Annotated in this window: 26 protein-coding genes and 1 tRNA gene; 11 read left to right on the top strand and 16 right to left on the bottom strand. The window is 72.1% G+C overall.

Translation table 11 applies throughout. The features are described 5' to 3' along the window. Nucleotides 1-191: 191 nt before the first annotated feature. The 3 genes from DC432_RS09835 to DC432_RS09825 form a co-directional block, all read right to left on the bottom strand. Entirely contained in the window at nucleotides 192-2,621 is a 2,430-nt protein-coding gene (locus DC432_RS09835) for an ATP-dependent helicase (RefSeq protein WP_116537744.1), read from the bottom strand. Between the two features lie 126 nt (nucleotides 2,622-2,747). Next, nucleotides 2,748-3,224 carry a general stress protein gene (locus tag DC432_RS09830; protein ID WP_116537743.1) on the bottom strand — a complete coding sequence of 159 codons (477 nt, stop codon included), beginning with the start codon at nucleotides 3,222-3,224 and terminating at the stop codon, nucleotides 2,748-2,750. A 107-nt stretch (nucleotides 3,225-3,331) separates the two neighbouring features. Further along, nucleotides 3,332-4,270 (bottom strand): hypothetical protein, encoded by a 939-nt coding sequence (locus tag DC432_RS09825; RefSeq protein WP_133177914.1) that lies wholly within the window; start codon nucleotides 4,268-4,270, stop codon nucleotides 3,332-3,334. A gap of 298 nt (nucleotides 4,271-4,568) precedes the next feature. Between DC432_RS09825 and DC432_RS09820 the strand changes: the two genes are divergently transcribed. Beyond that, on the top strand, nucleotides 4,569-5,489 hold the full coding sequence (locus tag DC432_RS09820) for a DMT family transporter (RefSeq protein ID WP_116537741.1): 921 nt from the start codon (nucleotides 4,569-4,571) through the stop codon (nucleotides 5,487-5,489). Next, nucleotides 5,470-6,135, top strand: a complete 666-nt coding sequence (locus tag DC432_RS09815; protein ID WP_116537740.1) for a GntR family transcriptional regulator — start codon at nucleotides 5,470-5,472, stop codon at nucleotides 6,133-6,135. Before DC432_RS09820 ends, DC432_RS09815 begins: the two co-directional genes overlap by 20 nt. 202 nt (nucleotides 6,136-6,337) lie before the next feature. Here DC432_RS09815 and DC432_RS09810 read toward each other — a convergent pair whose 3' ends face one another. From DC432_RS09810 to DC432_RS09790, 5 genes are read right to left on the bottom strand one after another with little or no spacing between them, the layout of a single operon-like run. Then, complete coding sequence (locus tag DC432_RS09810; RefSeq protein ID WP_116537739.1) at nucleotides 6,338-6,571, bottom strand: hypothetical protein; 234 nt, start codon at nucleotides 6,569-6,571, stop codon at nucleotides 6,338-6,340. A gap of 18 nt (nucleotides 6,572-6,589) precedes the next feature. Beyond that, complete coding sequence (locus DC432_RS09805) at nucleotides 6,590-7,024, bottom strand: hypothetical protein (RefSeq protein ID WP_116537738.1); 435 nt, start codon at nucleotides 7,022-7,024, stop codon at nucleotides 6,590-6,592. A 14-nt stretch (nucleotides 7,025-7,038) separates the two neighbouring features. Then, nucleotides 7,039-8,454, bottom strand: a complete 1,416-nt coding sequence (locus tag DC432_RS09800) for a DNA/RNA non-specific endonuclease (RefSeq protein ID WP_116537737.1) — start codon at nucleotides 8,452-8,454, stop codon at nucleotides 7,039-7,041. Beyond that, complete coding sequence (locus tag DC432_RS09795; RefSeq protein ID WP_116537736.1) at nucleotides 8,451-8,768, bottom strand: hypothetical protein; 318 nt, start codon at nucleotides 8,766-8,768, stop codon at nucleotides 8,451-8,453. Before DC432_RS09795 ends, DC432_RS09800 begins: the two co-directional genes overlap by 4 nt. Continuing rightward, nucleotides 8,765-9,157 (bottom strand): YbaB/EbfC family nucleoid-associated protein, encoded by a 393-nt coding sequence (locus tag DC432_RS09790; RefSeq protein WP_116537735.1) that lies wholly within the window; start codon nucleotides 9,155-9,157, stop codon nucleotides 8,765-8,767. The genes DC432_RS09795 and DC432_RS09790 overlap by 4 nt, the downstream gene beginning before the upstream one ends. A 161-nt stretch (nucleotides 9,158-9,318) precedes the next feature. On the opposite strand from DC432_RS09790, the gene DC432_RS16400 reads away from it, so the two are divergent. From DC432_RS16400 to DC432_RS16620, 4 genes are all read left to right on the top strand, one after another. After that, nucleotides 9,319-9,391: transfer RNA gene (locus DC432_RS16400), tRNA-Met, on the top strand. A 51-nt stretch (nucleotides 9,392-9,442) separates the two neighbouring features. Next, nucleotides 9,443-9,667 (top strand): RNA-binding S4 domain-containing protein, encoded by a 225-nt coding sequence (locus DC432_RS09785; RefSeq protein ID WP_116537734.1) that lies wholly within the window; start codon nucleotides 9,443-9,445, stop codon nucleotides 9,665-9,667. 46 nt (nucleotides 9,668-9,713) lie between these two features. Further along, nucleotides 9,714-10,184 carry a helix-turn-helix domain-containing protein gene (locus DC432_RS09780; protein WP_116537733.1) on the top strand — a complete coding sequence of 157 codons (471 nt, stop codon included), beginning with the start codon at nucleotides 9,714-9,716 and terminating at the stop codon, nucleotides 10,182-10,184. After that, nucleotides 10,181-10,582 (top strand): antitoxin, encoded by a 402-nt coding sequence (locus tag DC432_RS16620; RefSeq protein WP_207770795.1) that lies wholly within the window; start codon nucleotides 10,181-10,183, stop codon nucleotides 10,580-10,582. Before DC432_RS09780 ends, DC432_RS16620 begins: the two co-directional genes overlap by 4 nt. Nucleotides 10,583-10,651: 69 nt before the next feature. On the opposite strand, the gene DC432_RS09770 is transcribed toward DC432_RS16620, so the two are convergent. Then, complete coding sequence (locus DC432_RS09770) at nucleotides 10,652-10,948, bottom strand: hypothetical protein (RefSeq protein WP_207770794.1); 297 nt, start codon at nucleotides 10,946-10,948, stop codon at nucleotides 10,652-10,654. A gap of 148 nt (nucleotides 10,949-11,096) precedes the next feature. After that, a complete protein-coding gene (gene ykgO / locus DC432_RS09765) occupies nucleotides 11,097-11,219 on the bottom strand; it encodes a type B 50S ribosomal protein L36 (RefSeq protein WP_108317939.1) in 123 nt (40 codons plus the stop codon). Between the two features lie 79 nt (nucleotides 11,220-11,298). On the opposite strand from ykgO, the gene DC432_RS09760 reads away from it, so the two are divergent. Beyond that, on the top strand, nucleotides 11,299-12,294 hold the full coding sequence (locus DC432_RS09760; RefSeq protein WP_116537732.1) for a GTP-binding protein: 996 nt from the start codon (nucleotides 11,299-11,301) through the stop codon (nucleotides 12,292-12,294). Nucleotides 12,295-12,398: 104 nt separating this feature from the next. Next, nucleotides 12,399-12,617: a hypothetical protein gene (locus tag DC432_RS09755; protein ID WP_116537731.1), complete on the top strand. Its 219-nt coding sequence runs from the start codon at nucleotides 12,399-12,401 to the stop codon at nucleotides 12,615-12,617. Between the two features lie 152 nt (nucleotides 12,618-12,769). Here the strand turns inward: DC432_RS09755 and DC432_RS09750 are convergent, their stop codons facing one another. The 4 genes from DC432_RS09750 to DC432_RS09735 form a co-directional block, all read right to left on the bottom strand. Next, complete coding sequence (locus DC432_RS09750; protein ID WP_116537730.1) at nucleotides 12,770-13,861, bottom strand: ABC transporter permease; 1,092 nt, start codon at nucleotides 13,859-13,861, stop codon at nucleotides 12,770-12,772. Next, nucleotides 13,858-14,841, bottom strand: a complete 984-nt coding sequence (locus tag DC432_RS09745) for an ABC transporter ATP-binding protein (RefSeq protein WP_116537729.1) — start codon at nucleotides 14,839-14,841, stop codon at nucleotides 13,858-13,860. The genes DC432_RS09750 and DC432_RS09745 overlap by 4 nt, the downstream gene beginning before the upstream one ends. Nucleotides 14,842-15,002: 161 nt before the next feature. Next, a complete protein-coding gene (locus DC432_RS09740; protein WP_116537728.1) occupies nucleotides 15,003-15,932 on the bottom strand; it encodes an NAD(P)/FAD-dependent oxidoreductase in 930 nt (309 codons plus the stop codon). An 81-nt stretch (nucleotides 15,933-16,013) separates the two neighbouring features. Beyond that, nucleotides 16,014-17,009, bottom strand: coding sequence for a glycerophosphodiester phosphodiesterase family protein (locus tag DC432_RS09735; protein ID WP_116537727.1), 996 nt, complete (start codon nucleotides 17,007-17,009; stop codon nucleotides 16,014-16,016). Between the two features lie 142 nt (nucleotides 17,010-17,151). Between DC432_RS09735 and DC432_RS09730 the strand changes: the two genes are divergently transcribed. Next, nucleotides 17,152-18,021, top strand: a complete 870-nt coding sequence (locus DC432_RS09730) for a Bax inhibitor-1/YccA family protein (RefSeq protein WP_116537726.1) — start codon at nucleotides 17,152-17,154, stop codon at nucleotides 18,019-18,021. A gap of 317 nt (nucleotides 18,022-18,338) precedes the next feature. Next, nucleotides 18,339-19,568, top strand: coding sequence for a non-homologous end-joining DNA ligase (gene ligD, locus DC432_RS09725; RefSeq protein WP_116537725.1), 1,230 nt, complete (start codon nucleotides 18,339-18,341; stop codon nucleotides 19,566-19,568). Here the strand turns inward: ligD and DC432_RS09720 are convergent. Next, nucleotides 19,535-20,089, bottom strand: a complete 555-nt coding sequence (locus DC432_RS09720) for a TetR/AcrR family transcriptional regulator (protein WP_116537724.1) — start codon at nucleotides 20,087-20,089, stop codon at nucleotides 19,535-19,537. The two genes, ligD and DC432_RS09720, sit on opposite strands and share 34 nt — an antisense overlap. A gap of 72 nt (nucleotides 20,090-20,161) precedes the next feature. Between DC432_RS09720 and DC432_RS09715 the strand changes: the two genes are divergently transcribed. Further along, nucleotides 20,162-20,875, top strand: a complete 714-nt coding sequence (locus DC432_RS09715) for an MBL fold metallo-hydrolase (RefSeq protein WP_116537723.1) — start codon at nucleotides 20,162-20,164, stop codon at nucleotides 20,873-20,875. A gap of 57 nt (nucleotides 20,876-20,932) precedes the next feature. Here DC432_RS09715 and DC432_RS09710 read toward each other — a convergent pair whose 3' ends face one another. After that, nucleotides 20,933-22,297: a glycosyltransferase gene (locus tag DC432_RS09710; RefSeq protein WP_116537722.1), complete on the bottom strand. Its 1,365-nt coding sequence runs from the start codon at nucleotides 22,295-22,297 to the stop codon at nucleotides 20,933-20,935. Nucleotides 22,298-22,446 lie beyond the last annotated feature (149 nt).

The raw sequence follows: 22,446 nt of genomic DNA, 5'->3' as shown, positions 1-22,446 counted from the left end.
CCGAAACGAGAAATGCGCCCCAAACCGAGCGCGCGCCTGCGAGCTACACCTTGCTGATGGGCGCGATCTTGACGAGCAGCTTCTTGGGCCCGACCGTGTCGAAGCGCACGCGGGCGACGCGCCTTGCCGTTCGGGCGCAGAATCCGCGCCCCAAAGCGAGGAACGCGCCCCAGACCCAGCGCGCCTGCGAGCTACACCTTGCTGATGGGCGCGATCTTGACGAGCAGCTTCTTGGGCCCGACCGTGTCGAAGCGCACGTGGGCGACGCGCTTCGCGCCCTCGCCGGTGACGGCGTCGACGCGTCCTTCACCGAAGTCGTCGTGCCGGATGCGGTCGCCGGCGGCGAGCTGCATGTCGCCGTTGTCGCGGACCTTGGCCGGGATGCGGTTGGGGAATTTGCTGGGGTCGGCCGGGGCGCGCTTGGGCAGCGGCACGAGGTCGTCGCCGTAGCGGTTGCCGCCCGGCTGGCCGGGCCGGCGTCCCCGCGCGTTGAGCGCTCGGGATTGCGAGCCCCCGCGTCCGTTGACGTCACCCGGCGATTGACGCCAGTCGATCAGATCGGCGGGGATCTCTTGCAGGAACCGGCTCGGCATGGCGACGGTGACCTCGCCGAACTGCGCGCGGGTCATCGCGAGCGACACGTGCAGGCGCTTTCGCGCACGGGTGATGCCGACGTAGAACAGACGTCGTTCCTCTTGCGGTCCGCCGGGCTCGTTGGCCGAGATGCGGTGCGGCAGCAGGTCTTCTTCGACGCCGGTGAGGAACACGGCGTCGTACTCGAGGCCCTTGGCGGTGTGCAGGGTCATGAGCGACACCGACCCGGACGCGTCGTCGAGGTCGTCGGCATCGGCCACGAGGGTCACCTCGGTGAGGAAGTCGATGATCGTGCCCTCGGGGTTGTTGCGCGCGAACTCGCGGGTGACGGCGACGAGTTCGTCGAGGTTCTCGAGGCGCGCTTCGTCCTGCGGGTCCTTGCTCGCCCGCAACGCGTCGAAGTAGCCGCTCTTGTTCAGCAGGAGGGTGAGCCCCTCGGTCACCGAGGTGGAGGGAGCGAGTTCTCCGGATGCCGGCAGCATGATCGCCGTCGCCTCGGTGAGCACGGCGTCGAGCTGATCGATGGCCTTCTGCAGCTTGGGTCCCACGCCGATCTGCGCGGAGTTGGCGAGCGCATCGCGGAAGGTGATGTCGTGCTCGGCCGCGTAGCGCGCGATCGCGGTCTCGGTGACGTCGCCGATGCCCCGACGGGGACGGTTGAGGATGCGGCGCACCGCCATGCCGTCGGCGGGGTTGGCGACGGCGATCAGGTACGCGAGGGCGTCCTTGATCTCGGCGCGCTCGTAGAACTTGGTGCCGCCCATGATCTTGTAGGGCACCGCCGAGCGGATGAAGATCTCTTCGAGCGCACGGGACTGCGAGTTGGTGCGGTAGAACACCGCAACGCCTGAGTACGGCAGGCCCTTCTTGTGCAGCGACTCGATCTCGTCGGCGACGAATTGCGCCTCGTCGTGCTGCGAGTAGCCGGTGAAGCCGATGATCGGGTCGCCCGCGCCGACGTCGGTCCAGAGCTTCTTGTCTTTGCGGTCGAAGTTGTTGGCGATGACCGCGTTGGCGGCCGACAGGATGTTCTGCGTCGAGCGGTAGTTCTGCTCGAGCAGCACAACCTTGGCGCCGGGGTAGTCGCGTTCGAACTCGCTGATGTTGCGGATGTCGGCGCCGCGGAACGCGTAGATCGACTGGTCGGAGTCGCCGACGACGGTGAGCGACGCGGCGTCGTCGCCCGTGGGCTCCGCCTCGAAGATCATCATCCCGCCCGACGAGAAGGGTTCGGCGTCGGATCCGACGGGCCGCGTGAGCTCGTGGATGAGCGCGTACTGCGCGTGGTTGGTGTCCTGGTACTCGTCGACGAGGATGTGCCGGAACCGCCTGCGGTATACGTCGGCCACCTGCGGGAAGGCGCGGAACAGATACACGGTCTGCGCGATGAGGTCGTCGAAGTCGAAGGCGTTCGCCCGCTGCAGCTCGCGCTGGTAGGACGAGAAGATCTCGACGAAGACGCGCTCGGCCGGGTCGCTCATATTGGCGGACCGCGCGTAGGACTCGGCATCGGCGAGCTCGTTCTTGAGCTTGGAGATGCGACTCTGCGTTCCGGCCGGCGTGAGGCCGAACGAGTCGCCCTCGTGCTCTTTGACCAGCCGCTTGATGAGCGCGCGGGAGTCGCCCGAGTCGTAGATCGTGAACGACTTGGTGAAGCCGAACTGCTCGGCCTCGCGCCGCAGGATGCGCACGCACGCGGAGTGGAAGGTCGAGATCCACATGCCATCGGCCTTCTGCCCGATCAGCTGGTGCACGCGCTCGCGCATCTCGCCCGCGGCCTTGTTGGTGAAGGTGATCGCGAGGATCTGGCTGGGGTAGGCCTCGCGCGTACGCAGCAGCGAGGCGATGCGGCGCGTGAGCACGCTGGTCTTGCCCGACCCGGCACCGGCGACGATGAGCAACGCCTGCCCGCGATAGGTGACGGCCTCGCGCTGGGGGCCGTTCAGCCCCTGCAGGAGGTCGGCGTCGGGGCGGGCGTCCGACGGTGCGGGACCGCCGACGATGAGAGGCGTGGAGGCGTCGGTCATGGCGGGGTCAAGTCTAAGCGGGGCCTCCGACATCGGCCCCGCCGACCCCGACCGCCGCCGCCGCGCGCAGCCCGCCGCCGCGCGCAGCCGCCGCCGCGCGCAGCCCGCCCCGCGCGGGCGCCCGGGTCACATCCGGTCTTCGCCCGCCGCCCCCGCCGACAGCAGCGACTGCGCGCGCGCCAGGTGCTCGGCATCCACCGTCACGTCCCAGCGCTCGGCCTCGAAACCCTGCACCGACGAGAAGTCACGGCGTCCGCCGGTGAACGCGTGCCCGGCGAAGCCGAAGACCGCGCCCCACACGGCACCCAGCACGAGGCCCAGCAGCAGCAAACCGAGGAACCCGCCCGGGCTCAGCAGTCCGACGATCACACCGATCATCAGGCCGAACCATGCTCCCGAGGCGGCGCCCAGGCCGGCGGCGCGGCCCTTCGTCAGCCGCCCGGTCACCTGCTCGACGATGCGCACGCCGTGTCCGACGATGGCCGTGTGCTCGACGGGGAAGCCCGCGTCCGAGAGGCGGTCGACGGCGGCCTGCGCCCCGGTGTAGTCGGTGAAGCTCGACAGCACGCGGCGTTCCGGCGTGGCGCGGGTGACGTCAGTCATGGTGGGGTTCCTTCCCTCGGGATCCTCACGCTAGGACAGCCGGGCGCGGTGCACGGGGCGCTTGCGCGCGGCCGGATGCCCGGGTAGTCGGACGAGGGATGCCGGGGTCAGCGCACCCGACGGGCGTAGACGCGATCAGGCAGGGCGAGCGCCATCCCCACGATGGTCGCCACGGCGCCGATCACCGCCGTCACCGCGACGACCTCGATAGGGAACGCGCCGTCGCGCATCCCGGTCAGTCGCGCGAGGTCCCACGGCAGGATGCCGATCTGCTCGTTCCACGACCGCAGCGCGTCGCGCGCGCCCATCAGCGCGATCGTGGCGGCGGGCAGCGCGTAGCCGATGCCCATGCCGGCCAGGGCGACACCCCCGGCGCGACGGCGGCCGAGCTGCGCAGAGAGCGCCCATCCGGCGGCGACGAACACCCACGCCACGAGGGCGAAGGCGATCATCAGGTAGAGGATGCGCACGGCCGGGAGAGCCCAGAGGTCGGGCCAGACCCCCTCGGGCCCCGACAGGGCCACCGCCACCAGGGCGACGACGCAGCGCAGCACCAGCGCGCCGCCGACGGCGGCGATGATCGGCCACGGGGAACGCCTGCCCAGCAGCAGGCGCACGGCGAACGCGAAGAGCAGCCATCCCGCGATGGCCACCGCGACGCCCCACAGCCCGTCGCGCGGCGTCTGCACGATGCGCGTCGTCACGAGCAGGCCGCCGGGCACGAGGATCATCAGCCAGCGGTCCAGCGGCAGCACGCCGAGGGTGGACTCGCGTGCGCGCCATGGACGCGTCGAGGCGATCCAGGTGGCGCGGGCCGCGGCGGCGCCGGGGCGGCGGACCAGGCTCGTGCGGGCGGCGAGCATGCCGATGACCAGCCACGCGACGCCGAGGAGCAGCAGCAGGCGCGCGAGCCACTCGGTGGTGGCGTCGACCATCATGGGCACGCGCGTGAAGGGATCGACCAGCACCGCGATGACGGCACCGGAGGCCAGCAGGATGCCGCTGATGCCGAGCGCCACCATGCCTCGCCCCGCCGTGGTCGCCATGCGCCTACGTTACCGGCCGCAAGCTGAGGGTCCGCCGGTGCTCGGCCCGGTCAGGCGGTCGATGACGGCGGCCTCCGCCGCGGCCCACCCCGAGCACAACGGCGGACGGATGCCGCGACACGCCGAGGTGTCGGCATCCTGTCCGGAGTGTCGGCCCAACCGCCCGCTCCTGTGCACGGCCCGCCCGCGGGGGCACGGCTGTCCGGGGCACGGCTGTCCGCGGGGGCACGGCCGTCCGCGGGGGCACGGCCCATCCGCGGGTGCCCATCCGTCGACTGGATTGTGTAACAATCCATCCATGCTTCCCGCCCTCGCGATCCTCGCCGCGGCGCTGTGCTTCTCGACCACCGGCACCGCCCAGGCCCTCGCCGACGTCGACGCCTCCCCCGTCGCGGTCGGGGCCGCGCGGATCGTCGTGGGCGGCGGCATCCTGGGCCTCCTCGCCCTCGCACAGCTCCGCCGCACCCGCCCCCTCTCGCCCGTGCGCGTCCCCGGCGGCACGGCCCGCACGGCGGTCCTCATCGCGTTGGGCGCCGTCGGCGTCCTGGCGTATCAGCCCCTGTTCTTCCTCGGCACGCGAGAGAACGGCGTCGCCATCGGCACGGTCGTCGCCCTGGGCTCCGCCCCCATCGCGACGGGGATCGTGGATGCCGTGCGCCGGCGCCGCGCCCCCTCACCGCGGTGGATGCTCGCCACCGCCATCGCGCTGGCCGGTGTGGTGCTCGTCTCGGGCGTCACCGGTGGGGCGATCGCCCTCGCCCCCGGCGGCCTGCTCGCCTCGGCGGGGGCGGGGATGTCGTACGCCCTCTATACGGTGTGCGGCAAGGCGCTGATCGAGAGGGGGTGGAACTCCACGCGCGTCATGGGCACGGTGTTCGGCGTGGCCGCCCTCGCGAGCGTGCCCGTGCTCCTCGCCGCCGGCACGGCGTGGCTCGCGACCCCTGCAGGACTCGCCCTGGCCCTGTGGCTGGGCGTGGTCACCACGGCGGTGGCGTACCTCTTGTTCGGCTGGGGCCTGGCACGCCTCAGCGCGGTCACCGTGTCGACCCTGACCCTCGCCGAGCCCTTGGCGGCGACCCTGCTGGGGCTTTTCGTGCTGCGCGAGCAGCTGACGCTCGTGAGCGGCATCGGCCTCGCGCTCATCGCGGTGGGTCTCGCCGTGGTGTCCGCTCCCGCGCGTCGGACGAAGGAGGTTCCGGATGCCACGGCCCCCGCGTGACGGGTCGGTCCGGGGCACCGCCGCCCCCGGGCCCCGCGCCGCCGACGTCCTCGCCGACGCCCTGCGCGCCCGCATCCTCTCGGGCGAGCTCGCCCCCGGCACACCTCTCCGCGAAGAGGAGCTGAGCGCGGCGCACGGGGTCTCGCGCCACACGGCGCGCACCGCCCTGGCCGCCCTCACCGCCGAGCGTCTCGCCACCGCCGAGCCGTACCGCGGGGTGCGCGTCTCGCTGCTCGACGACGACGCCCTGATCGCCCTGCAGCAGCTGCGGTGCGCCCTCGAGACCGAAGCGGTGCGCATCGTGCGGGAGCGCGGCATCCATCCTCCCGGGGTCGACGACGCCCTCGACGACCTGGATCGCGCCGAGACGGCCCTGGACTGGCCGGCCACGCTCGCCGCGCACGCGCGGGTGCATCTCGCCCTCGTGGATGCCGCGGGCAGCCCCCGCATCGCCGAGGAGTACCGCCGGCTGGACGGCGAGATGCACCTGCTGCTCACGCACGTGCGACCCGCCTACGCGCCCGGCGCGTTGACGCGCGAGCACCGCGCCTACGTCGTCGAGGCCCTGCGCGACCCCGAGCGAGCCGTGCGCGCGCACCTCGCGCACTCGACGCGCGCGATCCTGGACGGCCGTCGCCGCGCCTGACGTCAGAGCGTCGGAGCCCGATCGCCCAACCAGTACTCGACGCCGCGGATGGGCGAACGCCGATCGTTGCCGGCGTATTGCTCGTCGTGGGAGAGCTGAACGTCGAGTGCGCGCGTGACGGGGTCGAAGAGGAGCCGGTACTCGGTCGGTCGCGGAATCCCGGCTGCGGCGAGAGCATCCTCGGCGTCGAAGAGATCTTCGGTCAGCAGATCTGCAGGCGCGAGACCCGCGCGGTATCGCCGGGGATGCCGTCGACCCGGCCGGGATGCCGCACGGAGCCCCGCTGGTCGACGTACAGGTTGGCGACGGTCATGCCCCGCTCGGACGAGGCGTAGATGTAGAGAGCCCGCACATCCGGGGCACCCGCCACGAACTCCTCCGCGAGCGCGGTCCACGCGGCGAAGAGACCGGCCAGGATGTCGGATCCAGCACTCACGACGACTGCCCCGCTCGGTCAGAACGGCTGCGGAGCACGATCCCCCAGCCAGTACTGCAGACCGCGCTCGGGAACCTTGACCGGGTCGTTCGCGTAGATCAGCTCTCGCGACAGGGTCATGTCCGTGCGGCGGGTCGCCACGTCGAAGGTGATGCGGTACTCCGTCGGTTGCGGCACGCCGATCTCGCTGAATCTCGCCTCGGCGGCACGGAGATCCTCGAACTGGAAGCGGTGGACACTGCGCACCCGCTCCACGCCGGTGTCGACGCCGACCACATCACTGGGATACCGGATCTCGCCGCCCTGCTCGAAGAACATCTCGGGGTAGACCGATCCACGCTCGGACGAGACGTAGATGTAGATCGTGGTGAGGTCGGGCGCTCCCTGGGCGTATTCGAGCGCCAGTGACACCCAGCTCGAGACGAGGTCGTCGAGGATCTGCTGCTCGGTCATGGAATCCATTCTGGTCACTGCGTGAAGAAGCGGTCGAGGGGGCGACCGTTCACGAGGGATTGCACGTCGAAACTCGTCGGCCGTCCATTCGCGTCGGTCATCAGCCGAACGTCGACCGACACGCTACCCGGCGGTTCGGCGCGCAGTGCGTCGGCCCACTGGATCTCGAGCTTGCGGTAGTCGCTGAGGTTGATCGACGACAGTTGGCTCACGAGATTGTCGAGCTTCGGGGACCCGCCGAACAGGTCGCCCGCGAGGTGTCCGGCGTGGTCGCCCTCGAGCTTGCCGGGGGTGTCGGGGTCGTGCGACAGACGCCCCTCGTGCGTCTTGATCTGCAGCTCTTCCGCATGGAAGCGGTCGATGTGGCCGTTCGCATCGGTGTGGTAGACGTAATCGTGTTCGCCCGTCTGGTACCAGGTGTCGGGCAGGGGCCGCCCGTCGGGACCCATGTGGGTGCCGTCGCGGACGACCGGAAGCTCGTCGATGTCCGCCTGTGTCAACGGCCGGTGCCCCTCGGGGACCGACGAGCCGCCGCCGAGCCGTCCGCCACCGGCCGGCGCGGGATCGTTACGAGGGAAGGATGCCGCGGGCGCATCCGCTTCGGGCGCCCTGGCCGCCGGCGCGTCGGGGGTCGACCCGTGCGGCGTGGGCACGTCGGGGGTGGCGCCGTGGCCCGGGACGCGACCCCGCAGGCGCGCGGCGACCTCTTCAACGACACCGCTGAGGCGACGGAGCAGGGGGATCGCCTCGTTGAGCGAGCGCAGCAGCTTGGTCACGAACGACCCCACGCGCGCCGCCAGGGACGACACCTTCGTCACGATCTGGCCGATGGCCAGCGGCGCACCGAACCCGACGGTGGCGGCGGTGGTGATCGCGGCACTGATGGCGACGCCCACGACCTGCGAGATGGCATCCCTCACCAGTTCGTAGACGGCCTGAACCAGCATGGCGGCGATGTCGAGACCGCCGCTCACGGCACCCGCCCACGTCCCGGTCGACGCGACGGAATCGGCGAGTTCCTGCACGTGGGCGCGATAGGCGTCGACGGTCGCGCCGCTCATCCCCTCGAGGTCGGACAGCCGATGCTGCAGGTCGCCCCCGACCTGCCGCAGCCGACCCGAGACGTTGGTCCACGTCTGCGCGAAGGCCTGCACCTCGGCGGCGTTACCGGTGAGGTCCTGCAGCCAGCCGCGCAGCGGCTCGATGTGGTCGATGACCCAGCCGAGTCCGTTGGCGATGAGCGTGCCGATCGGATCGATGACGGCGCCGATGCCGTCGAGAACGGTGCTGAAGGCGGCGACACCTCCCTCGACCCAGTTGCCCGTTTGGAAGGCGTGCGCGAGGTCCGCGCCGTCCTGCAGCAGATAGGCGCCTCCGAACGCGGAGGGTCCCGCATCGACGGGGGCGGCGACCAGTGCGTTGTCGCTCATCGGCCGAGCTCCCGGTCGAGTGATCGGACGGTGTCGACGACGGAGTCCTCGTACGTCTGGAAGTCATCGGCCACCGCGCGGATCTCACGGCCCGTCCGTTCGATCGCGCCCTCTCCCGCGTCGATGGCCGCCCCGACCGCGGCCGAGACGATCCCGACGGGGGGAACGAAGAAGCTGCAGAGGACGCCGAAGGCCCCGCCGGAGAGGTTGATCGACTGCACGGCCGACAACGCCTCGACGGCGTCGGCTGCGAGTTGCTCCACCCCCGATGCGTGCTGTCGCAGCGTGTCGGTGTCGATGGCGATGTCGCTCATGGGCGCGGTCCCCCCGCGGGAGCGTCGTCGGCGGCGTTCCGCGCGTCGAGCTGCTGCGCGATCGTCGTCACGATGGGATCGTCGGCGCCCATGATCTCCGTCGTCGCCTCGAGCGTCTTGGCCCGGGCGGTGCGCGTGGCCTTCGCGACGAGTTCGAGGATTTCGGATGCCACCCGCTCCCCACCCCGGTCCAGCGCCGCGTCCGCGATGCGAAGGTCGCGCAGCACTCCCCCGGCGTCGACCTCGACGGAGAGGTCACGACGGATCGACACCGCCGACCCGCGGACCGCATCGATCGATGCCTGCAGCGCCGGATAGAGTTCCGCTCGCTGCTGTGCGCGGCGGACATCGTCCTCGACGCGCGCGATCGCCTCGTCGGCTCCCCACATGGCCGTGCTCCCTTCAGCCTTTACGAGGATAGGTCGGCGGGCCGGGGCGCAGGATGAGAGTTCTCTCACCCGAGCGCGCCACGGGGCGACACACGTCGTCATGCCGCGCAACGCCCGCTCGCGTCGGCGGCGGGGCGGGTTAGCGTGGTGCTCGTACACATCGCGGCGATCCGGGCGGTCCCGGGCCTCGGTTCATAACCGGAGGCGTAGCGGGTTCGACTCCCGCCGTCGCGTCGATCCCCGAGAGCCCGCACCGACCGCCGCGCGGCCTGTCATGCTGGATGGATGACCGCATCCGCTCCCCTCGACGTCCCCGTCGGCAGCGACGGCATCCGTCTCGGATCCTTCCTCAAGTTCGCCGGCGCCCTCGACTCGGGCGGTGACGCCAAGGAGGCGATCATCGACGGCTACGTGAAGGTCAACGGCGAGGTCGAGCGCCGTCGCGGTCGCCAGCTGCGGATCGGCGACGTCGTGTCGCTCGAGGGGCGCTCGTTCCGCGTGCAGGCCTGACGCCGCCGTGGAAGTCGGCGTACGATATACCACGGAGGTATAGAGGATGCCGGGTCGCTTCGACACCAGCCGCGCGGCGACGCTCGTGCGCGCCGCGCGCCTCGACAGCGGGTTGTCACAGGCGGCACTGGCGAAGGCCGCCGGAATGAGCCAACCCCACATCGCCGCCATCGAGACGGGCGTCCGTGGCGTGAGCGAGAACATCCTGGAGCGTCTCCTGCACGCCGCCGACTACCGCCCGGGCATGGCCGTCGAGGAACACGCGGGTTCGATCGTCTCTCTCGGCGCGCGCCACGGACTGACGGACCTTCGCGTGTTCGGGTCCGTCGCCTCGGGAGCGGATCACTTCTCGTCCGACATCGACCTGCTCGCGCGGGTCGCGCCGGGGCGCTCGTATCTCGACATCGCGATGTTCCAGAACGCCGTCGAGAATCTCACCGGGTTCCCGGTCGACGTCGTCGTGGACACCGAGAACCGCCCCGCGTTCCTCGACGACGCGCAGCTGGTGGCCCTGTGACCGACGTCCCGCCCGGATCGGGGAAGTTCACCCGGATCCCCCGCACCAGCGGGAGCCCCGGGGTCGATGTCCGCGCCAAGCTCCGCGACAGCGTGCAGGCCATCGAGGCGTTCCTGCACCACGCGGTGGCCTCGGGACGCGACGCATTCCGTCGCAACTCCCCCGCCTACGCCTCTGGCTCGATGGCCGTGATCCGGGCGGCCGCCCTCTTCGAGACCGGCGAGTTCGACGACCTGCTCACCGAGACCCCCGCGGATGTGCGCCAGGCTCTGCGCACCCTCCGAAACATCGCCTCGCGCTCCGGCTATCGCAGCATGGATGACGACATCCTCTGGGTGACACTCACTCGAGACCTGCCGCCCCACGTCGCTTCGTGGCGACGTGCCGCCTTCGACTGACCCGGCCGGAACGCCGACCGCCCGGCATCCCTTCGAAAGGCGGATACCGGGCGGCGGGATGAGCGACGATCAGTGCTCGTCGTAGTGGTCCGTGTGCAGCGCGTGACGGTGACCGTCATGGACGTAGTCGGCGTGGTCGTCGTGCACGACCTTCTCGTGACCGCAGTCGTCTCCGTGCCGGTGCTCGTCGATCGAGTGCTCGGCGTGCGACTCGTGCTCGTCGTAGTGGTCGCCGTGCAGGGCGTGACGGTGCGTGCCGTGCACGTAATCGATGTGGTCGCCGTGCTCGACCTTCTCGTGACCGCAGTCGTCGCCGTGGGCGTGTTCGTCGACGGAGTGCTCGGCGTGGGTCTCGGCGATGCTCATGAGGTTCTCCCGTGGTGTTTCGGTTTCCGGACAGCACGCGCGCGCACCGTCCACGACGACCCCACGACATCATGCGCCGCGAGCCCGATCAACCCTTCGCCGGACTTCGGGAACGGTTCTCGTTCGCGTTATCGACCGGCGCGGCCCGTCACCCCTGCCGCCCCTTGAACCGGGGGTTCTGCTTGTTGATCACGAACACCTTGCCGCGGCGGCGCACGACCTGCGCACCGGGCTGTTTCGCGAGCGATCTGATCGACGCGCGGACCTTCATGGCATCCTCCTTGTTGATAATGGTTCTCAACAACAGAGTAAGGTGAACACCACTCCTCGACAAACGGAAGGTGGATGCCATGCCCCGCAGGATCGCCGTCATGGGCGTCTGCGCCCCGGAGCGCCGGGCCTACGCCGAGCGCATCGCCGTCGCCCTCGGCCGTCCCCTGCACCTGCTGCGCACCGCTGATCTGCGCTCCGCCCACGCGCTGCCGCACCCTCGGCCGCGGATGAACGAGGACCCCGCCGTCGTCGACCTCTCCGCCGACGTCGATCTGATCCACGCTCTCGTCGCTCGGGGCGGCGCCGAGGTCGACGCCGTGTGCATCGTCGATGCCCGGCACATGATCGGCGACCTGCTCGACGATGCTCCCCTCGTCCCCTCGGCGCGCGCGGGAGACCCTCGCGCGGACATCGGCGCCCGCGCGCGCCAGGCCGCCCTGGCGCTGGAGCTGGCGACGCGCATCGTCTGGGTCAACTGGGAGCTCGTGCCCACCGCGGCCCTGGCCGTGCAGATGTCCCTCGCCTCGCACCTCAATCCCACCGCGACCGTGCGCCTCTCACGCGATCCGCTGGGCGACCTGCAGTCCCCCGCCACGCACGACGGCGAGCTGCTCGAGCGCGCCGGGTGGGTTCGCGCCCTGAACGACGACCACGACCCCTACATGCGCGACAACCGCGTCGCGACGATCCGTTACGACCAGGTGCGCCCGTTCCACGCCGGCCGACTCTCGACCGCCCTCGACCAGCTCGACGACGGAGCCGCCGGCCGCCTCGTGCGCTCCGCCGGTTTCTGTCGCCTCGCCTCGAGACCCGGCATCCTCGCCCGATGGGAGCACGTGGGCTCGGCGATGTGGATCGAACCGCTCGGTGCGGACGACGGACGCATGGGCTTGGGGCAGGAGCTCGTCTTCACGGGCCTCGACCTCTCGGCGCCGCGCCTCGCGCACATCCTCGACCGCGCCGCTCTCACCGACGACGAGCTCGCCGCCGGTCCCGCGGCGTGGGCATCGTTCGACGATCCGCTTCCCGCCTGGCCCGCGAACGCGCCGTCGATCCCGGATGCCGGCGACTGAGGCCACCGGCGAGCCGACGTGCACCGTGACGAACGACCGTCCGCGCGCGAGGGCGTCGTGTCAAGCCGGTTCGGGTCGGATGCCGTCAGGAGCACCGTGGACACATGAGCACTCCTGACATCCCCACCCGCCACTCCGACGACGCGCACGCCGACTCGGCCGCCCCCACCGACGCCGTGACCGACGAGGTCCGCGAGGACGCCGCCGAGGCCGAGGAGCACGTCGACCTCGACGACCGCACCGGTGACGCGGTCGACGGCTCCGCCGATGCCGGCGCCCCGGCCGACGACCCGGGGTTCCCTGCCGCCGAGGGACACGCCTGAACCAGCTCGAGCGGGGCACCCCCGGGCGGGGTGCCCCGGCCCGGGAGTGAGTTCGCGGTCGTGGTGCGCGCCGGTCTCGGGGCGCCCGCGGGCGCCGAGCTCGAGCACCCACCCCCGACCCGTGCCGCCCCAGCCCGCGGGCCCGTCCGCGCTCAGGCGATGCGCGTCCCGGGCGGAAGACGCCGCGCGGGCGTCCGCGTCCGGGCGATGCCCCAGGCCATCAGCCCGCCCGCCAGCGCGAACTGCACGATGAGTCCCACGAACCAGCTGGGCGCCGTTCCGGCGATCCGCTCCGCGGGCGCAGGGTCTTGCTGCTGCTGCTGCGAGTACGTGACGCACCCGTTGTACTCGATCCGGGGTTCCGGCGGGATCTGGGCGAGGCGCACGCCGTAGGCGATCTGCGAGAACAGGTCGCGCGGCCAGCCGTACTCCTCGTCGTACGTGGGCGGGGTCGCATCGGCGAGGATGACGAACGGGTTGGCCGCCAGCACTCCCCACACGCGATCGAAGCGCGGGATCTCGTTCACGGTGCTGGTCTCGACGCATCCGACCTCTCCGAGCGAGGGACAGCCGTCGGACTGTTCGGGCGCGTACGGATCGCAGCCCGGAGGGATGGCCGCGTAGTCCACCTCGCGGGTCACGGCCTCTTGCGGCGAGCGCAGTGCCGCGCCCCCGAGTCCGAAGACCAGCAGCGTTCCGACGGTCAGCGCGGCGACGATGAGGTACGTGCTGGCGACCGAGAACAGCGGACGCGCGAGGACCGCGCTCAGCCCCACCCCGATCGCCGCGACCACGGCCACCTCGACGACGAGGATGAGCAGTGAACTGAAGATCACGAGGGGGTTGAGCGAGCCCGCGAGCACGGCGACGAGAAGGAAGGGCAGGGCGACGACCAGGAACGCCAGCCCCGAGATCCACGCGGCCAGGAACTTGCCGACCACGATCTCGGCCGTCGTCGCCAGGGTGACCTGCACCGGGGCGAGAGTCGCGGCATCCCGATCGCCGTTGACGGCGCTGCCGCTCAGGGTCGGCGAGACCAGCAGCACCAGTAGCAGCACGAGCATGATGACGAGCGAGAAGAACAGCTCGTTGCCGCCCTCCCACAGAGCGAACGACGCGAACGACAGCGCCAGCAGGCCGATGAGGATCACGGCGAAGACGCCGAGCAGCACGTACCAGGCGACCGAGCGCACGCGCTGACGCAGCTCGATCCCGACGATCGTGCGCAAGCGGAGGAGGTTCACGAGCGGCTCCCGTCGTCGTGGTGATCGGCCGAGGGCGGTGCGGGCGGCGCCTCGGACCGCAGGTCGAGGAACGCGTGCTCGAGATCGCCGACCGCGGGAGCGAACTCGACCACGGCGACGCCCGCGCTCACCAGCGCGCGCAGGCCCGCGAGGGCCGCGGCCTCGTCGGCGAACGGCACGAGCACGTCGCGACGGTCGATCCCGACCTCGTCGACTCCGCGACCGAGCGCCGCGGCGATGTCGGCGCGAGCCGCCTCGGTCGAGCCGGTCGCGTCGGCGAGCAGACGGACGCGCCAGGGGCGGACGCGCGTGGCCGCCGCGGCGACGCGATCGCCGCCCACGGTGCGCCCCTCGAGCAGGAAGACGGCGTCATCGACCACCTCTTCGAGCTCGGACAGGACGTGGCTCGAGATGAGGATCGTGCGCCCCTCGGCCGCCAGTCGCCGCAGCAGCACGCGCAGGGCGATCCGCGCTTGGGGGTCCAGGCCCGAGGCCGGCTCGTCGAGCAGCAGCACCCGAGGGTCGTGCACGAGGGCGCGCGCGAGGGCGAGCCTCTGCTTCTGTCCCCGCGACAGCACGCGCGCCGGTGAACCGGCGAGCGCGCGCAGGTCCACGAGGTCGAGGAGCTCGTCCGCGCGGGCGCGCGCGGCTTCTCGCGGCAGGTCGTACAGCTGCGCGGTCGCGACCAGCACCTCGCGGGACGTCAGGCTCGGCCAGGCGCCCAGGGAGTCCGGCATCCATCCCAGGATCCGCCGCACCCCGGCGGGATCCGCCACCGGGTCGACACCGCCGATGCGCATCTCACCGGCGTCCGGTCGCAGCAGCGAGGCGAGCATGAGCAAGAGCGTCGTCTTGCCCGATCCGTTGGGCCCGACCAGTCCCGTGACGCGTCCCGGAGCGGCGGTGAACGTCACCTGCTGCACCGCGTGGACCGCGCCGAACGACCGTCTGACCCCCGTGGCGTCGATACCGGCATCCATGGCCCCACCCTAGGGCGGGGCCCCGACATCGATCGGGCGGCCCCGGGGGCGTACCGCCGTCACGGCGGACGGGATTCGCGGCCGTCCGCCGATCCGACCCCCGCGGCCGCCCGCGCGTGTCGCGGCACGATTTCAGCCGAACGGACGAAGCGGCCTCGGCCTCAGGATGCCGTCAGCGCCCGCCCCAGCGCATCGCCCGACGTCCACGCCGTGCGCACCGCCGCGCTGCGGCCCCACGCGTCGCCGCAGGCCGAGAGACCGGGCGAGCGGGAGAAGGGCTGTCCGGTGGTCTGCCCCGGACGGGCGAAGGTCCACCGGTGCGCGTACGTCGCGATCGGATCGGCGTCGATGCGCAGCAACCGCCGCGTCGCGGCGAGCACCGGACCGACCGCCCCCTCGGGGTCGTCCAGATGACGGCGCGCGCGGTCCCCGGTCGTGTGCACGACCAGCACCGGGGCGCCGTCGCCACGGCGATCACCGTCGTCCGCGATGAACGACACGTCGGCGTCCCCGTCGGTGAAGGCGCCGTGCAGATCGGCATCCCACATCCGCTCCGGCCAGCGCAGCACGACCGCGATGACCGGCTCCCATTCCTGATCCCCGCCGGGGGCCGCGTCGGTCAGACGCTGCGCCTGGGGCGCGGGCATCGCGAGCACCACCTCGCCCGCGTCCTCGCCATCGACCTGGTAGGGCTCCACCCGGTCGACGACGCGCTCCGAGACGACGTCGAGCCCGTCGGCCAGATCGAGCGCGAGCGAGCGCAGACCGGACGGCGCCGCCCAGCGCATCGGCCCCGGCTTGGGGGTCTGCCCGCCGTCGGCGTCGAGCACCTGGAAGGTGTCGGTCCACGGGCGCGCCAGGCCGCGCTCCTCCCAGTCCGCGACGACGTGGCCGAACCCCTCGGCCTCGCCGACCACGAAGTACGACGCGCCGAGGTCGACCGGACGCCCGTCGATGGTGCGGCTGGACAGGCGCCCCCCGACGCGGCGGCCGCGGTCCAGCACGCGCACCGAGCCGCCGGCATCCTGCACCGCCCGTGCGCACGCGAGACCCGAGATACCGCCGCCGACCACCGTCACGTCCACCGTCATGCCGACATCCTGTCCCGACCCGCGCGGCCCCGGCCCGGGGTTGCGGTCGGGGCGCACTCCTGGGAACGCGGGGGGCCGGCGTCAGGATCCCGCTCCGCCCCCGCGGAAGAACTCGACGCCCAGGTCGGGGTGGTCGACGAACACGCCGTCCAGTCCCGCGGCGCGCAGCACCCCCCATTCGCCGCGATAGTCCCCCGGATCCGCCGGACCGCCGTCGCCGCGGAACCCCGGCAGCAGGAACGCGTTCTCGGGCCGGCAGGTCCACGCGAACACCCGCAACCCGCGGTCGCGCGCCTCCTCGACGAACCGGGCGGGCCCGCGCGCCCGCCCCCGCGCGTCGGGGTCGAGGATCAGCCGCTTGTCGGTACTGATCCCCCCGACCTCCTCTGCGAGCGCGTCCAGCCCCGCGGGCGTGAGCATCGCGGCGTACCGGGCGGCGTCGTCCCCGTCCCTCTCGCGCAGGTCCCACGGCGCCCCCTCGGCCTCGACGAGCTGGACGAGAGGGTGAGGGATGCCACTGTCCCGCAGCCGCGCGAGCACCAGCGGCTCGAAGGACTCGATGACGAGGGGCCGCTCGGCATCCCCCCATCCTGCGTCCGCCAGCTCGGCCCGCACCAGCTCGGCCATGTCGAAGCCGCGGCGCGCGAAGTACGCCGCGTGCTTGATCTCGAGCACCACGCCCGCACCGCCGTCCCGCGCGAGCTCCAGCACGTCGCGCAGCAGCAGGACGGGCTCGGTGTCGTCGTGCGTGGCGCTGTCCGGTCGGAGCGCGGAGAGGCGTTCGCGGCACCGGAGCGTCTGCAGCTCCTCGGCGGTGAAGTCCTCGGTGAACCAGCCGGTCAGCTCCTCGCCGTCGACGGCCCTGGTCGTGCGGCGCGCGGCGAACTCCGGTCGGCGCGAGACGTCGGTGGTGGAGCCGATCTCGTTCTCGTGCCGCACCACCAGCACCCCGTCCTTCGACGGCACGACGTCGGGCTCGACGGCATCCACTCCCGCCCGTATGGCTCGCAGGTAGGAACCGCGCGAGTGCTCCGGCAGGTACCCCGGAGCCCCGCGATGACCGATGATCAGGGGCACGGCGACACCGTACCGAGGACGGGTGAAATCGGGGTGCGCTCAAAGCGGAATCCCAGTCAGCACCGGGATTCTCGCGGCACGCTCGGCTAGTGTTGTCTGACAGCACGGTGCTGTGATCACCATCTTTGGAGTGTGAGTTCCCGTGGCCCTCAACAACCCGGCTTTCAATACCCCGGCGTTCCAGGACCCTCGAGCCGGTGGCGCTCAGACGCGCTACAGCCCGCCCCCGGCCGTCGACCCCGCCGCCGCCGCCACCATCGAAGGCGCGTACGCCGCCCCCTCGGCGAGCGCCGTCGACACCGGCCGCATGACGGTCGAAGACACCGTCATGAAGACGCTGGCCCTGTTCGGCATCCTCGTCGTCACGGCCGTCGTCGGCTGGATCTGGTCGATGGCCGGCGTCAGCGTCGCCAACCCCAACCCGAGCGCCGCCCCGATGATCGTCGGTGGTCTCGTCGGCTTCGTGCTGGCGATGGTCGCGACGTTCAAGAAGAAGCCCTCCGTTCCGGTCTTCATCGCCTACGCGGCGTTCGAGGGTCTGTTCGTCGGTGGCATCTCGGCGTTCTTCGAGTTCATGTTTCCCGGCATCGTCCTGCAGGCGACGCTGGCCACGCTGTCGGTCGTCGGTGTGACCCTGGCGCTCTTCGCGAGCGGCAAGGTGCGCGCCTCGGCCCGCGCGACCAAGATCTTCATGATCGCCATGGTCGGCTACATGGTCTTCGCGCTGGTCAACCTGGGCCTCATGCTGTTCAACGCCCCCATCGCGGGTGGCCCCTTCGGCCTGTACAGCATGACGGTCGCCGGCATCCCGCTCGGCCTGATCATCGGCGTCCTCGTGGTCATCATGGCCGCGTACTCGCTGGTGCTCGACTTCGACCAGATCCAGCGCGGCGTCCGTAACGGTGCCGCCCGGGTCTACGGCTGGGTCGGCGCCTTCGGCATCATGGTCACCGTCGTGTGGCTGTACGTCGAGATCCTGCGCCTCATCGCGATCCTCCGCGGCAACAACTGACGCGAGTTCCGCACGAAGGGCCGTCCCGTTCCGGGGCGGCCCTTCGTCGTTGCGCGCGCCCGCGCCCCTCCCCGCCCCCGCCGCGCGCCCCCGCCGCGCCCAACCCCGTTGAGTGTCCAAGACACGCCGCGCGGGTCCCACACGCGGCGGCGCGTCCTGGACACTCGACACGCCGCGCGGGTCCCACACGCGGCGGCGCGTCCTGGACACTCGACACGCCGAGCGCCCGCGCGCGCCGGCACGAGCGCGTCGCGACGCCGCCGGGGGCGCACCGCAAGGGGTGCCGCGTCCGCCCGGCCCGCCGCTAGCCTCGCGCCATGAGCCCCGCGAAGACGCCGCCCGAGATCCTCGACGTCGACGGGCACGAGGTGCGCGTCACCAGCCCCGACCGCGTGGTCTTCGCCGAGCCGGGACTGACCAAGCTGGACCTCGTGCGGTACTACCTCGCCGTCGCCGAGGGAGCCCTCCGCGGGGCCGGCGGACGCCCCATGGTGCTGAAGCGCTTCTCGAAGGGCCTCGATCAGGAACCCTTCTTCCAGAAGCGCGTCCCCGAGAACCACCCCGACTTCGTCGACACCGCGATCCTGCGCTACGCCTCGGGCACCTCCGCCGAAGAAGCGGTGATCCGGGATGCCGCGGGCCTGGCCTGGGTGGTCAACCTGGGCTGTCTCGACCTCAACCCCCACCCCGTCCGCGCCGAGGATCTGGATCACCCCGACGAGCTGCGGGTTGACCTCGACCCCATGCCCGGCGTGGACTGGGCGCAGATCGTGGACGTGGCCTTCATCGCACGCGACGTGCTGCAGGATCACGGTCTGACCGGTTGGCCCAAGACGTCGGGCTCGCGCGGCCTGCACATCCTCGTCCGGATCCGCCCCGAGTGGGATTACGCGGCCGTGCGCCTCGCCGCCGAGGCCCTCGCCCGCGAGGTCGAGAACCGCGCCCCGGGATTGGCGACGGCACGGTGGTGGAAGGAGGAGCGCGGCGAGAGCGTGTTCGTCGACTTCAATCAGAACGCCAAGGACCGCACGGTCGCCTCGGCCTATTCGATCCGTCCGCTTCCCGACGCGCGCGTGTCGACGCCGCTCACCTGGGATGAGGTGCGCAGCCGCCGCCCCGAGGAGTTCACCGTCCTGACGGTGCCCGAGCGGTTCCGCGCGATCGGCGACCCCCACGCCGGGATCGACGACGCCGCCGGGTCGCTCGATGCGTTGCTCGCCCTGGCCGAGCGCTTGGGTCCGGCCGAGAAGCCTCCGCGCGGCTCCGACGGCTCGGGCCGCCGCACGTCGACCATGCCGCTGATCGAGGTCGCACGGACGAAGACGAAGCCCGAGGCGCTGGACGCGCTCGAGACGTGGAAGACCCGGCATCCCCAGGCCACGTCCCACCTGCACCCCGCGGACGTCCTCGTCGACGGCATGCGCGGCTCGAGCTCGCTCTGGTACCGCGTACGCGTGAACCTGCAGCACATCCCGGATGCCGAGCGCCCCGCGCAAGAGGATCTGGTCGCCAACTACGATCCCTGGGCCGGCCGCTCCCCGTCCTGACCATCCACGAGCGAGCGCACGAGGTGGGCGCAGCCGTAGCGGTACGCCTCGTCGAGGTCGCCGCCGAGGCGGAAGGCTCCGGCGAGCTCCATGGTCACGAAGCCGGTCGCCCACGCCGTGAGAAGACGGGCCGCGTCCAGCGCACGCCCCTCACCCACGATGTCCGTCGTCGCGCGCAGCACCGGGGCGCTGGTCTGCGCCAGGGTGTCGGCATCCACGACCGAGGCGAAGAGCAACCGGAACGCCTCGGGCCGCGCGTGCCCGAAGGAGCGGAAGGCGTGCAGCTGCCCGTCGAGATCGGTCGCGGCCTCGAGCCGGCTCGTGAGGTCGCGCGCCGCGTCGCCCCCGACGAGGGCGAGCAACGCGTCGCGGTCGCGGACGCGCTTGTACAGCGAGGGCGCTCGGACTCCGACCTCGACCGCGACCGCCTGCATGGTGACCGCGGCGATCCCGCCGGCATCGAGCAGGCGTGCGGCGGCGGCGACGATCTCGTCGAGCGTCGTTCTGACCGGTGTCGGCATGACCCCTCCCATGGCTACAGGCATAAGCTATCATGGCTACACTCCGTAGCTATCCCCGAGAAAGGCAGGCCCATGCGTCTCGCCCCCGCCCTCCACCGCCTCGGCAACGACCTCGTCGCCGCGCACCTCATCGTCACCCCCGACGGCATCACCCTCGTCGACGCGGGCCTTCCCGGCTTCTACGCCGACCTCGTCCGTGAGATGGATGCCATCGGCCGCCCCCTCACCGACATCCGCGGCGTCGTGCTGACCCACGGCGACGTCGATCACGTCGGCTGCTCGGAACGGCTGCGCCGCGAGCTCGGCATCCCCGTCTACGTGCACGCGGCCGACGCGGATCGCGCGCGCGGCGGGGACAAGCCGAAGACGCCCGTCGGCCCGATGCGCCCCGGACCCCTGCTCGGCTTCGCCGCCTATGCCATCCGCAAGGGGATGCGACCGCAATGGCTCACCGAGGTGCACGAGGTCGCCGACGGCGACGAGCTCGATCTGCCGGGCCGCCCGCGCGTGATCGGCATGCCCGGCCACTCCCCCGGCAGCATCGCCGTGTTCTCGCCCGCCGTGCGCGCGGTCTTCGTCGGGAACGCCCTGACGACACGGCACGTGCTGACGGGTCGCCGCGGACCGGCGCCCGCCCCGTTCACCGACGATCCCGCCGAGGCCCTCGCCTCGCTCGCGCGCATCGAGGACCTGGATGCCGACTGGGTGCTCCCCGGGCACGGTCCGGCCTTCCGCGGGTCACCGTCGGCCGCGGTCTCCGCCGTGCGGGCAGCGGCGAGGGCCTGAGGCAGGGCCCCTCCGCCGTTAGCGCGGCCGCGAGGGCCTGAGGCAGGGCCCCGGGGATCAGCGCCGTCGCGGACGCTCCAACACCCCGCGGCTGACGTCGGCCAGCGTCCGCATCGCTCGTTCCGGAGTCAGGGTGTGCGCGGCATCCCGCGCTTCTCGGGCGAGCCGCTCGCGCAACGCCTCATCCGTCAGCACGTTCCGCAGCGCCGCGACGAGCGCCTCGTCGTCGTCGTCCGGAACGAGGATGCCACCCCCCGCCGCGAGCATGTCGCGGGGGCCGTAGCGGATATCCCACGCCACGACGGGCGTCCCGTGCGCGAGGGCTTCGGCGAGCGCCAGCCCCTGCCCCTCGAACGCCGAGGTGGTGAGGTAGACCGCGGCCCGGTCGAGAACCGCCCCGGGGTCGCTCGTCAGACCGCGTAGCGCGACCGCCCCGTCGAGGCCGAGCTCGACGACCAGGGCCTCGAGCGCCTCGCGCCGCGCCCCGGCTCCCCACAGCTCGAGCCGAGCGGACGGCACGTCGGCGCGCACCCGGGCGAAGGCGCGGATGGCGCGATCCAGCCGCTTCCCGGGGGCCAGCCGCCCCACCGCGACGATCAGTCCGGGTTCGCGCGCCGACGGGGGCACCACGGCATCCGGCCCCTCGACCGCGTGCGGGGCGACGATGTCGTTCGCGGCGCGCCCGAAGCGTGCGCGCACGTCGTCGCGCTGGTGGGCGGTCGGCCAGAGCACCGCGTCGAACCGGTCGGCGAGGGCGAACCACCTCGTCCACAGGCCGTTGAGCGGAGCCTCGGCGGTGTAGGGCGCGTCGAGGTGGATCGTGTGGATCGTGTGCAGGATCCGCGTGTCGTCGTCGCCCCACCCGACGATGAGCTCGCCCAGCTGCCGCGACTCGCACACCACGACGATGGGACGGTCGCGCCGCGTGCGCAGCCGCGCCGACACGTGCGTGAGCCACGCCCGGTAGAGCGCGCCGAAGCCGTCGACCACGCCGACGGGCTGGCTCGCGGCATCGCGCACGACGATCGGCGCCGTGCTGAGGTGCCAGTCCGGGTCGATCACGACCGGCAGGTCGACGGCGCCGCCGGCGACGCGGCGGTACTCCAGCGACGCGTCCGCGGTTCCGGCTCGTGCGGCCGCGCGCACCCACGGTGCGGCCCCTCCGTCGGCGTCGACCGCCTCGTCGAACAGGTTGAGGAAGCTCTCGGATGCCGCCACCCCCCGCTCCTCGAAGGTCGCCCGGTGAGCGGCGTGCGCGTCGGCCTCGGCGGGGTCGACGGTCAGCAGAAGCGCATCGGCGCCGGCGGCGCGCATCTGCCGCGCGCGGGCGAGCGTCGAGATGGTGTAGCCGCCGTCGAGGTCGGGCACGAGCCGGCTCGACAGGATGAGGTACCACGCGTCGGGGAAGTCGGCCGAAGTCACGCCCCCATCCTCCCCCACCCGCGCCGTCCCCACCCGCGCGGCGAACGCCCCGGGGAAACAGCTGCGGTCTCGCGGGCCCGGTGGCGGAACGACGGCGCCGCCGCCCGAAATCGGACGGCGGCGCCGGTCACCGCGAGAAGTCAGCCGCG

It is taken from the genome of Microbacterium testaceum (assembly GCF_003075375.1).
Classification (GTDB): domain Bacteria; phylum Actinomycetota; class Actinomycetes; order Actinomycetales; family Microbacteriaceae; genus Microbacterium; species Microbacterium testaceum_E.
Note: the sequence above shows the minus strand (reverse complement) of the source record. Positions and strands in the feature narration are given on the sequence as shown.